At 63.0% G+C, this 12289-nt stretch carries 4 protein-coding genes; 3 read left to right on the top strand and 1 reads right to left on the bottom strand.

Annotated features, from left to right (window positions below; genetic code table 11):
- The first annotated feature begins 188 nt into the window (after nucleotides 1-188).
- The gene (locus tag WS61_RS05410) at nucleotides 189-1214 is read left to right on the top strand and encodes a LacI family DNA-binding transcriptional regulator (RefSeq protein WP_059499581.1); all 1026 of its coding nucleotides are present in this window, start codon (nucleotides 189-191) and stop codon (nucleotides 1212-1214) included.
- Between the two features lie 26 nt (nucleotides 1215-1240).
- Here WS61_RS05410 and WS61_RS05405 read toward each other — a convergent pair whose 3' ends face one another.
- Nucleotides 1241-1882 (bottom strand): GntR family transcriptional regulator, encoded by a 642-nt coding sequence (locus WS61_RS05405; protein ID WP_059499580.1) that lies wholly within the window; start codon nucleotides 1880-1882, stop codon nucleotides 1241-1243.
- A gap of 135 nt (nucleotides 1883-2017) precedes the next feature.
- Between WS61_RS05405 and WS61_RS05400 the strand changes: the two genes are divergently transcribed.
- Complete coding sequence (locus WS61_RS05400; RefSeq protein ID WP_059499579.1) at nucleotides 2018-2494, top strand: OsmC family protein; 477 nt, start codon at nucleotides 2018-2020, stop codon at nucleotides 2492-2494.
- Between the two features lie 577 nt (nucleotides 2495-3071).
- Nucleotides 3072-12281, top strand: coding sequence for a hemagglutinin repeat-containing protein (locus WS61_RS05395; RefSeq protein ID WP_157692678.1), 9210 nt, complete (start codon nucleotides 3072-3074; stop codon nucleotides 12279-12281).
- Nucleotides 12282-12289: the final 8 nt, after the last annotated feature.

The raw sequence follows: 12289 nt of genomic DNA, 5'->3' as shown, positions 1-12289 counted from the left end.
GTCTCCGCTCCATGTTCTAATGCGCCATACTGCGTGATTAAGCGCTTAATCATCGCGATCAAAAAAAGAGGCGATGTGATCGCGGCCGAGTCGCGCCCGTCGGTCGGGCGGCAAGGTGTGCGGCGATAGTGCGCCGCTTCGCTGAGCGAAGCAAATACTGGATCGACGTCTCATATAGTGGGCAAACGATGGCAACTCTGGATGAAGTGGCGCGCCGCGCCGGCGTGACGGCCGCGACGGTGTCGAACGTGCTGCGCGACCGCGGCCGGGTCGGCGACGCGACGCGGGCGCGGGTGCTCGAAGCAGTCGACGCGCTCGGGTATCGGCCGCACCTCGCCGCGCGGGCGCTGGCGGAAGGGCGTGCGCCGACGGTCGCGTTGATGGTATCGAGCATCGCGAACCCGTTCTACCCGGAGTTCGCGCTCGCGGTCGAGCGTGCGGTGCGGCGCAACGGGCAGTTCCTGATCGTCTGCAATACGAACGAAGATCCGTTGCAGGGGCGCGCGTATCTCGACCAGATCGCCGGCACGATCTCCGAAGGCATTCTCGTGACCAATGCGAACCTGCACCTGCCGGATCTGCTCGACGTCGCGCGGCGCGGCGTGCCGGTCGTGCTGTGCCTGTGGGAGCGGCCCGAGGCGCCGCCCGACGGGCTGCCGTGCGTGGCCATCGATTTCCGCGAGGCGGGACGGATCGCGACGCGGCATCTGCTCGAACTCGGTCACGAGAAAATCGGCGTGATCGTCGGCGGCGCGGCGAGCGGTGTGCAGGCGGCGCGCTATGACGGCTTCGTCGACGTGATGCGCGACGCGGGGCTCGACGCGTCGACCGTCGAGGCCGAGCGCGATTCGATCGAGGGCGGCCTGCGCGCGGCGGGCCGGCTGCTCGATGCGCACCCGCAGTTGACTGCGCTGGTCGCGACCAACGACCTGCCGGCGATCGGCGCGCTGCACGCGGCGGCCGATCGCGGCAGGCGCGTGCCGGAGGACCTGTCGATCGTCGGCATTACCGATATTCACCTCGCCCGCGACACGCGGCCCACGCTGACGACCGTCGCGATTCCGACCGCCGAAGCGGCCGGAATCGCGGTCGAATTGCTCAATACGCTGCGCGAGGCGGGCGGCCAGGGCGACGATGCGTCGCGCGTGCGGGTCGCGTCGCTGCCGACGCTGGCGGTGCGCGGCACGACCGGGCCGGTACCGCACGCGGCATAGCGAAGCGCGGGCGGTCGTGCGCCGCCTCAGCCGCCTTCGACGAGCCGCAACACGATGCGTCGGGCCGACTCGAGATGCGCGACGGTCATCGCGCGGGCGCCGCGTGCATTGCGTTCGCGGCACGCCTGAAGGATATCGTCGTGCTCGACCTGGAATGACGGCGTATCCGCCAGCAGCGTCGCCTGCAGGCGTTCGTAACGCTCGACCTGGCCGCGCAGCTCGGCGATCGACTTCAACTGCCGCGCGTTGCCGCAGCATGAATACAGCAACTCGTGGAATTCGCGGTTCAGTTCGCCTTGCCGGCGCGGCACGGTTGCGTCGCCGAGCAGGCGATGCACGAGTTCGGCGCGCGCGAGCGTTTCGTCGTCGAGCCGTTTCACGCTGCGGTAGATCGCATCGCCTTCGAGCAGCACGCGCAAGTCGTAGATTTCCTGCACGTCCGACGCGCTCAGCATGCGCACGACGGCGCCGCGATTCCTGAAGATGTCGAGCAGGCCTTCGCGTTCCAGCCGCTGGATCGCCTCGCGCATCGGAATCCGGCTGATGCTGAACCGTTCGGCCAGATCGCGCTCGACGAGCCGCTCGCCGGCCGCCAACTCGCCGTTGACGATCATGTCGCGCAGCGACGCGGCGACCGCGTCCGCCGTGGAGTCGAGTCTGGTTTCCATGCCTGCGTGTTTCGTTAATTTGGAATAATGGTATACCAAACGACGATCCGGTGCCAGAATAGCGGCCACCGGCAGGCCTCACGCAATGGCGTCCGGGCCGGTCGAGACACCGACTTCAATTCAATGGAGAGCGAGATGGCATCGAGCGAACACACGTATCGCGTCGCGGTGGAGTGGACGGGCAATCGTGGCACAGGCACGTCGGGGTATCGCGAGTACGGCCGCGATCACGTGATCCGGGCCGGTTCCAAGCCGGATATCCCCGGGTCGTCGGATCCGGCGTTCCGCGGCGACGCGGCGCGCTGGAACCCCGAAGACCTGTTGCTCGCGTCGGCGTCGGCATGCCACAAGCTCTGGTATCTGCACCTGTGTTCCGAAGCCGGCATCCGCGTGCTGGCCTACGTCGACCACGCGGAAGGCACGATGCTCGACGGTGCCGAAGCGGGGCGCTTCACCGAAATCGTGCTGCGTCCGCAGGTGACGATCCGGGCCGGCGACGATCGTGAACGGGCGGCGCATCTGCATCACGACGCGCATGCGAAGTGCTATATCGCGAATTCGGTGAACTTTCCGATTCGCTGCGAACCGGTGATCGCGTGTGCAGCGGCGTGACGCGCCGGCAATGGACATCAGCACGAGACTCTCGTTCCGTTGACGCGCTTTTCATGGCGAAGTGCGAGGAGAAATCCAAGCGGTTCAAAAGACCGAACACTAACGCTCGGCACTGTCCAAGAAATCCAAGCGGTTCAAAGCTCTGAGAAATCAACACTCGGTTGTGTCCAGAATTTCCAGAGCAGATCAACTCGGTTGGATGCAGCCTCGCGATAGCGATTCAGATTGTGCGTTCCGAAATGTGTCCGTTCGTTGTGAGAGGATGGATTGGCGACTTTCCATAAATCTCGAACGACTTGTGCAATTCATCGCATATCGAAACGTTTTAATCGAAAACGGAACTCGTGCGTGCAAATGGGTGAGCGAAAGCTGCGCGAGAAATCGATCCGGTTTGTTGTCCGTACGCTTTAGTGGCTCGACCCGAGACGTTGCGGGAACACGTCAATCAGACGCGTCCGAAACTTGAAATTTGTGGTTTCCTTTCAACGGCTTGGCAATTTTTGACAGTCATTCGTAATGGTTTCGGTAAGCTCGCGTCCAATAAGCAAACGAATGGACGCGGGCCGCGTCGACGAGAATGAACAAGAATACGCATCGCCTGGTGTATTCCGGGCTTCGGGGTATGGTGGTGGCCGTGGCGGAGACAGCGACGGCCGAGGGGAAATCGGCAACGGGCGAAGCTCGCGCGCAGCGGCGATCGTCGACGTCGGGCGTTCGCGTTGTGATGGCGGGCGTCGCCGCGCTCGGCATGCTGCCAACCCTGGCCGATGCGCAGATCATCCCCACACCGGGCACCAGCACGCAGGTGATCCAGACGCCCAACGGCTTACCGCAAGTCAACGTGGCGCGTCCGTCGAACGCGGGCGTATCGGTCAACACCTACAACCAGTTCGACGTCCAAAAAGCCGGCGCGATCCTGAACAACTCGCCGACGATCGTCAATACGCAGCAAGCGGGCTATATCAACGGCAACCCGAACTACGGTCCGGGTCAGTCCGCACGAATCATCGTCAATCAGGTCAACAGCAACGCCCCCTCGTTTATCCGCGGATTCGTGGAGGTCGCGGGGCCGAGCGCACAGGTCGTCCTGGCGAATCAAGCCGGTCTTGTCGTAGACGGTGGCGGCTTCATCAATACCAGTCGCGCGACCTTGACGACCGGCCAGCCGTACTATGGCGCAGACGGATCGTTGACTGGCTACAACGTATCGCGTGGGCTCATTACTGTGCAAGGTGCCGGCCTCAATGCGTCGAATGTCGATCAGGTCGACCTGATTGCCCGCGCCGTGCAGGCCAATGCCGCGATCTACACAAAAGATCTGAACGTGATCGCCGGTGCGCAACAGGTCAATCATGACACGCTTGCCGCGACGCCAATCGCCGGTGACGGTCCTGCCCCGGCCGTCGCGATCGACGTCGCGCAATTGGGCGGTATGTATGCCAATAGGGTGTTTTTGGTTGGCAATTCCGCTGGCGTCGGTGTCGCGAACGCAGGGACGATCGCCGCGCAGGCAGGCGACCTGACGTTGCAATCGGACGGCCGACTCGTGCTCACGGGCAAGACGACCGCGAGCGGCAATCTCGCGCTGTCGGCCGAAGGCGGTATTCAGAACAGCGGCACGACGTATGCGCAGCAATCGCTGTCGGCGAACACCGCCGCCGATCTCACGAACAGCGGGACGCTGGCGGCGCAGCAGAACACGACGGTAAATGCGGGCACCATCAATTCGACCGGCACGCTCGGCGCGGGCGTGAACAGCGACGGGTCCGTCGCGCACAGCGGCGACCTCAACCTGACTGCGTCGGGCCAACTGAGCGCAACCGGCCAGAATGTCGCGGGCGGCAACGCGTCGCTGACGGGTGGCAGCATGAATCTTGCCGGCAGCCAGACAGCGGCGAACGGCAACCTGTCGCTGAATGCGACGGCCGGCGACGTGAACCTGTCGAATGCGACAACGAGCGCGCAAGGGGCCATTCAGGCGAACGCGACGCGTACGGTGATCAACGACCACGGCAACCTGTCGAGCGGCGGGAGCGTGACGCTGACGGGCGGTAACCTGTCGAACCAAAGCGGCAAGTTTTCGTCGCAAGGGGCGCTGTCGGTGAATGTTGCCGGCCAGATCGCCAACCAGTCCGGTGAACTGATCTCCGAAAGCACGGTGGACCTGCACGGCGGTGCCATCGCGAACAACCAGGGCACGATTCAAAGCGCGGCCGGCATGACGGTGGCCGGTGCGTCACTGGATAACACGGCGGGCCGAATTACGTCGCTCAACGGCGATGGCCTGTCGGTGACGACGAGCGGCCAATTGACCAACGCGGCCGGTACGACAGCGAACGGTGCGCAAGGCGGCGTCATCGGCGGCAACGGTGATGTTTCGGTCAGCGGCGCAAACGTTGTCAACCGCGGCGCGATTACATCGAATACGAATCTCCACATTTCCGGCCAGTCGGTCGACAACGGCAGTGGCACGCTGCAGGCCGCGCAGAACGTCGCGGTGGAAGCCGGCGCGCACTTGACGAATAACGGCGGCTCGATCGTCGGCAAGACGGCCACAGTCAGCGCCACGACGCTCGACAACAGCGCCGGCACCGTGCAGGGTGGTCAGGTGTCGTTGACCGCAACTGACCTCGCGAACCACGGCGGCACTATCACGCAGACCGGTACCGGCGCGATGAGCGTGAACGTGTCGGGCACGCTCGACAATTCCAGTGGCGGCACGCTGCAAAGCAACAGTACTGACCTGACGCTCGCGCCTGCCGCGCTCGTCAACGACGGCGGCACGATCACCCATGCCGGCACTGGCACGCTGACAGTGAGCAGCGGCACAGGTTCGGTGTCCAACGTGGGCGGTGCGATCGCCAGCAACGGGCGCGTTGTCGTGCAAACCGGCGCGCTGAACAACACGTCGGGCTCAATCAACGCGCAGACCGGACTGACGGCAACCGTCGGCGGTACGTTGAACAACGCGAACGGCAAGCTGCTGTCGAACACGGATCTGAGCGTCACCAGCGGCACGCTGGCGAACGACGGTGGTCAAATCGGTGCCGGCACGAACGCAACGATCCACACGGGCTCGATGACGAACCAGGGAGGGTCGATCGTTGCACCGAATCTGTCGGTCACGGCCGACTCGACGCTGGACAACAGCGGTGGCAAGCTCGAGGCCAATCAGCTTGCGCTGACGGCCGCGAACCTCGTGAACCACGGCGGGACGATCACGCAGTATGGATCGTCAACGATGGGGATGAACGTCAGCGGTACGCTCGACAACTCGGCTGCCGGCGTGATTCAGACCAACGCCACGGACCTGACGCTCAAGCCGGCCGAGCTGAACAACGCGGGCGGTACCATTACGCACGCCGGCACGGGCACGCTGACGATCGCTCCGGGTACCGGGACCACTGCGGGCGCCAGCGCGCTGAACAACGCGTCGGGCACCATCGTGACGAAGGGACAGGCCATCGTCAACGCGGCTACCTGGAACAACGCGAGCGGTATTCTTGCCGCGCAACGCGGCCTCAATGCGACCATCGCCGGCGACGTGAACAACGCGCAAGGTTTGCTGCGATCCGACGCGTCACTGTCGTTGAAGAGCGGCGGTGCGCTGTCGAACCAGGGCGGCCACGTCCAGGCCGGGCAATCGGCAGCAAGCGACACCAGCATGCTCGACATTCAATCTGCGTCGATCGACAACGCAGACGGTGCCATCGTCGACCTCGGCGCCGGCAAGATGACGGTGCAGGGTGGCAGTCAGATCGCAAACAGCCATGCAGGCGGCGTGTCGGGCATGGGCGCCATTACCGGCAACGGTGACGTGATGATCAGCGCCGCATCGATCCGCAACACGCAGGGTGGTCAGCTCAGCGGTGGATCCTTACATGTCAACGCGAATACGCTCGACAACAGCGGCGGCAGCATCGGCAACGTCACGAACTCGAACGGCGACGTGAACGTCACGACCACCGGCGCGATCACGAACACCAACGGCCAAATCAGCTCTACCCACGACCTGTCGGTCGCGGCGAGCACGCTGCAAGGTGGCGGCACGTACAGCGCGACGCACGACGCCAACGTGAATCTGCAAGGCGATTACACGGCAGCACCTGACACGCAGTTCAATGTCGGTCACGATCTCGCGTTCACGTTGCCCGGCACTTTCACGAACAGCGCGAACCTGCAATCGGTCAACGACCTGAGCGTCAACGCGGGGAACATCGTCAACGTGGGCGCCCTGACTGCCGGTGGCCTGCTGCGCACGCAATCGACCAATCTGTTCAATACCGGCGCGCTGGTTGGCGCCCGCGTTTCGCTGAATGCGACGAACACGATCTCGAACCTCGGACCGACCGCGTTGATCGGTGCATCGGACAGCAGCGGCACGCTCGAAATTCTCGCGCACGACATCGAGAACCGCGACGACACCACTACGACCGATTCGATGGCGACGACGGCGATCTTCGGCATGGGCAAGGTCGTGCTGGCAGGTGGCCGGGACGCCAGCGGCAATTACACGAACGCCGCGCTGGTCAACAACGTATCGGCGCTGATCCAGTCCGAAGGCGACATGGAACTACACGCGGGCAAGGTGACGAGCACGCGGCGCGTGATGAAGACGTCCACCAGTCAGATCGATCCGGGATTGCTCGCGCAGTTCGGCATCAGCATGTCCGGATGCGCGGCGTATTTCGTGGGGAATTGCACGGGTCAGACGAGTTACGGTATCCAGGACCCTACACCGGACCAAGCGGCAGAACTGATCAAACAACCGGGCGGCTTATTCATTTCGCCGCCTCATAGCGGTCAATGGAACAGCAGCTATCAGTTCACGACCTACTATGCCGACAGCGCGACGGCGACGACCGTGACCGACATCAGCCCGGCCGCACAGATCGTGTCGGGCGGCAAGATCGATGCGTCGTCCGTCGGCACGCTGCAAAACTACTGGAGCAACATCGCGGCGGTCGGCGACCTCAAGATGCCGGGGCACTACGACGCCGACGGCTGGGCGGCGTCCGGACAGACACTGCCGGGCGTGACGGTCTCGTACTCGGGCCAATACCACTACAACAACTACGACAATTCCGAACACGACTGGCAGTTGCCGTTCGGCAATGCACCGTTCGTGACCGGGCGCCCGGGTGGCTTTACGCAGGCAGCGCCGGCATCGATCAAGGATTACACGCTGCCGGGTTACTTTTCGACACTGAGTTCCAACGGCACGATCTCGGGGACGGGCGTCAGCGTCAGCAACACGGCGACCAACGCGTCGATTCCGTCGCTCGGCTTGTTGCCGGGGCAGTCGGTGCCGGGGCTTACGCCCGCCAATCTGAGCGGTAACGCAAGCGGCGCTAAATCGGATGCATCGTCGGTGCACGGCGGTCAACCGGCGCCGGTCGATCCGATCATCGCCAGTGCGACGGCACTGAACGTGCTGAACAACCTCACGATTCCGCAAGGCGGGCTGTACCGGCCGACTACCGCGCCGAATGCGCACTACGTGATCGAGACGAATCCGGCGTTCACGAACCAGAAGAACTTCATTTCGAGCGACTACTTCTTCGGGCAGCTCGGCGTCGACCTCACGCATATCCCGAAGCGTCTTGGTGACGGCTTCTACGAACAGCAGCTCGTGCGCAATCAGGTGACGGCGCTGACCGGCAAGGCGGTGCTGGGGCCGTATGCGGACTTGCAGGCGATGTACCAGTCGTTGATGACGGCGGGTGCGGATCTGTCGAAGTCGCTCGATCTTCCCATGGGTGCGAGCCTGTCGGCCGAGCAGGTGTCGAAGCTGACCAGCAACGTGATCCTGATGGAAACGCGGGTGGTTGACGGACAATCGGTGCTGGTGCCGGTCGTGTATCTCGCGCAGGCCAGCCAGCAGAACATCAACGGCCCGTTGATCAGCGCAACGAACATCGATCTCCAGAACGCGCAGTCGTTCACGAACAGCGGCACGATCAAGGCGGACAACACGCTGGCGATCCAGGGCAAGCAGATCGATAACGCATTCGGCGCGCTGCAAAGCGGCGGGCTGATGTCGCTGAAGACCGAGAACAATATCGACCTGACGTCGGCGAATGTGAAGGCTGGCAGCCTGCAACTGGACGCCGGGAAAGACCTGATTCTCGATACGGCCACGAAGACGAACACGCGGGTAAGCCGAGACGGCGCGACGAGCGTGGTGACGACGCTGGGGCCGACCGCGAAGCTGGACGTTGCAGGCGACGCATCGATCGTCACCGGCGGCAACTTCCAGCAGAACGCGGGCAACCTGTCGGTCGGTGGCAATCTCGGGATGAACGTCGGCGGCAACTGGGATCTGGGTGCGGTGCAGACGGGCGAGCACAAGATCGTGCAGCGCGCGAACGGCGTGTCGAACACCGACATCAACAAGGTCACCGGCAGCTCGGTGACGGTCGGCGGGCAGTCGAACGTCGTCGTGGGTGGCGATCTGACGGCGAAGGGTGCGCAGATCGACCTCGGACAGGGCGGCACGATCGCAGCCAAGGGTAACGTGACGCTAGGCGCGGCGAGCGCGACATCGACGGTGAACAGCAACAGTTCGGGCAGCGACAGTCACGGCAGCTCCGCGGATACGCAGCACAAGTCGGATCAGGTGCTCACAGGCACGACGCTCAAGGGTGGCGACACAGTGAACATCGTGTCGGGTAAGGACATAACGCTCTCCGGCAGCGCAATCAGCCTCGACAAGGGCAACGCGAACCTGCTGGCGTCCGGCGATGTGAATATCGGCGCGGCAACGGAGACGCACGAGCTGAATTCGCACGAAACGCACAGCCACAGCAATGTCGTGAGCGGTGTGAAGGTTGCAAGCGGGATTGATCAGACGATGACGCTCAATCGCGGCAGTCTGGTGTCGGCGGACGGCGTGAACATCGTCAGTGGAAAGGACGTCAATGTTCAGGGCAGCACCATCGTCGGAACGAATGACGTAACGCTCACGGCAGCGCGCAACACGACGGTGACGACGTCGCAAGACACCTTGCAGTCGTCGAGCTACTACAACAAGAAGGAATCCGGACTGATGTCGGGCGGGGGACTGTCGGTGTCGGTGGGCAGCAGTTCGCTGAAGACGACCAGCCAGACGACCGAGGTGTCGAACAACGCCAGCACGATCGGTTCGCTGAAGGGCAACCTGAGCATCACGGCTGGCAACGATCTGCACGTGACCGGCAGCGATCTGATCGCAGCGAAGAATCTCAGCGGGACAGGCGCGAACGTGACGATTGACGCGGCGCAGGACAAGAACCACCGCGGCGAAACGCAGGAAGTCTCCAAGAGCGGCCTGACGCTGGCACTGAAGGCACCGGTGATCGACGCGGTATCGAACGCCGTGGGCCAATCGCGTGCGTCCAGCAATAGCCAGGATGGTCGGGCAGCGGCGCTGCACGGGATGGCTGCGGCGAGCGCTGCGTGGGATGCGAACATGGCTGCGGGCGATGCGGTCCGGGCGCTGGGGGCGGGCGAAACGCCTCAGTTCAAGGTCGAAGTCAGCGTCGGCAGCAGTCACAGCAAGAGCGCATTCTCCGAAGGCAGCGTGACGAATCGCGGTTCGAATGTGAATGCGGGCGGAACGGTGGCATTTGCGGCAACGGGGAACGGGCAACCGGGTAGCGGTAATGTGGCGATCGTTGGTTCGAACGTGAACGCAAACGACGTGATCCTGGCAGCGAAGAATCAGGTCAATATCATCAATACGACCGATACGGATTCGACGCGTAGCACGAATGAGTCAAAGAGCGCGAGCGTGGGGGTTTCCGTCGGCACGGGCGGGTTCGGTGTTTCCGCGGCGATGTCGAAGGCGAACGGCGATGGCAACAGCGATCTGGCCACGCAGAACAATAGCCATGTAAACGCAGCAAACAATGTGACGATCATCTCGGGCGGCGATACAAACATCATCGGCTCGAACGTGAAGGGCAATCAGGTGAACGCCGACGTGGGCGGAAACCTGAACATCGTCAGCGTGCAGGACACGTTGTCGAGCGCGGCGCATCAGTCGAGTTCAGGCGGGGGCTTCAACATCAGTCAGGGTGGCGCCAGTGCGAGCTTCAGCCAGAGCAAGGGCAACGCGTCGGGCACCTATGCGGGCGTCAATGAACAGGCCGGGATTCAAGCAGGTGACGGCGGTTTCAATATCAACGTCACCGGTAATACCGACCTGAAGGGTGGGCTGATCGCAAGTCAAGCCGATGCGTCGAAGAATTCGCTGACAACAGGTTCGCTGTCCTTCTCGGACGTCCAGAACCAGTCGCACTACGATGCGAGCTCGAGCGGCTTCAGTGCAGGTGCGACGACCGGCGATGGGGGGATGAACTACAGCACGCACGGCAGCACGTCGGGCAAGAACGCGGGCGGCGCCGCGCCCATGCTTGGCCAGAACGACAGCGGTAGTGATAGCGCGACGACGAAGAGCGGCGTGAGTGCGGGGACGGTCACGATCACGGATTCGGCGAACCAGAAGCAGGACGTCGCCAGCTTGAACCGCGATACGACGAACACGAACGGTACGGTCGCCAAACTCCCCGACATGCAGAATCTCTTGAGCAATCAGGCGGACATGATGGCGGCGGCCAGCGCGGCGGGTGAAGCCGTATCGCGTCGGATCGGAGACTACGCGGACAAGATGATGAAGGACGCCGCGGCGAACGGTGATCAGGCGGGCGTCGACGCGTGGAAGGAAGGCGGAGCGAATCGCGCATTGATGCAAGGTGCCGGCGCGGCGCTGGTGACGGGGTTGGCGGGCGGTAACGCGGTAGGTGGCGCCGCTGGTGCCGCGATTGCATCGATCGCGTCGGGCAAGCTGAATGAGATCAGCAGTGCGATCGCGGGCAGCGATCCGACTGGGAACGCCAATATGAACCAGGCATTGGGCAACATCGTGGCGAACGCGCTTGCGACGGGGGCGGGCGCGGCGGTGGGTGGTGAGGCGGGGGCGTTCTCGGGGTACAACGTTGACCGGTTCAACCGGCAGCTTCACCCCGACGAAAGACAGTGGACGAAGGACAAGGCGAAGGACTTCGCGAAGTTCTATGAAGAAAAGACCGGGAAGGCACTCACTGCGGAGCAGGCGGAGAATATGCTGCTCGCGAACGGCTATCGTTTGGTGGATGCGGCGGCAAGCAAGGGGCCGGGAGGGGACGCAACTGCGGTGGCCTATATCAGTCAGAACGGTGGCGGGCTGTTCCATGCGACGTCGGCGGAGTACAACAGTCCGTTCTTGTCTGGAAACAAGGATGGCACGCTGACACCCGAGCAGCGAGCTTTGCCCGGATCTGCGGCAAACCCGACAGCAGGACTGCTGATCGCTGGTGGTCTCGTTACCGCGGGCCTCGCACCGGAAATAATTGCTGGTGGATCGGCAGGGGTATCGTACGCGCAAGACCTGTTTGCCGCCTACAAGGCTGCGCAGGCAGGGTATTCGCTAACGACAGCGGCTGCAACTGGAGCGGCAGTTTCCGGCGGCATCTATACGGGCGTAGCTGCGGCCAGTGCTGGGGTAGCCACATTGAAAGGGAACAACTTCTACGAGAGTTTTAATCAGAATTTTTCACTAGCCGGATTGGCGACCGCAACGACATTTGGCGCCTATAATTCTATATTTACTACATCTATGTTGGGCTGGGCGGGAATTCCTAATTCGATCATGAATGTCGCAACTATTCCAGGGTTTGTGATCCGTGGAGTCGGGCTTGCGCTAAGTCAAACGGCTGGTAGAGCAGCGCAGGCAGTCGTGAAATCTGGTGAGCCTTATAAGCAATAAGGAGTGAG

Source organism: Burkholderia sp. ABCPW 11 (assembly GCF_001523445.1).
GTDB lineage: Bacteria > Pseudomonadota > Gammaproteobacteria > Burkholderiales > Burkholderiaceae > Burkholderia.
The sequence above is the reverse complement of the archived record's forward strand: the minus strand, read 5'-3'. Positions and strand labels throughout refer to the sequence as shown.

Excerpts from the sequence above, each read along its gene's own strand:
- WS61_RS05395 (WP_157692678.1), top strand. The coding sequence starts at position 3,072 with ATGAACAAGAATACGCATCGCCTGGTGTATTCCGGGCTTCGGGGTATG.
- WS61_RS05405 (WP_059499580.1), bottom strand. The coding sequence starts at position 1,882 with ATGGAAACCAGACTCGACTCCACGGCGGACGCGGTCGCCGCGTCGCTG.
- WS61_RS05400 (WP_059499579.1), top strand. The coding sequence starts at position 2,018 with ATGGCATCGAGCGAACACACGTATCGCGTCGCGGTGGAGTGGACGGGC.
- WS61_RS05410 (WP_059499581.1), top strand. The coding sequence starts at position 189 with ATGGCAACTCTGGATGAAGTGGCGCGCCGCGCCGGCGTGACGGCCGCG.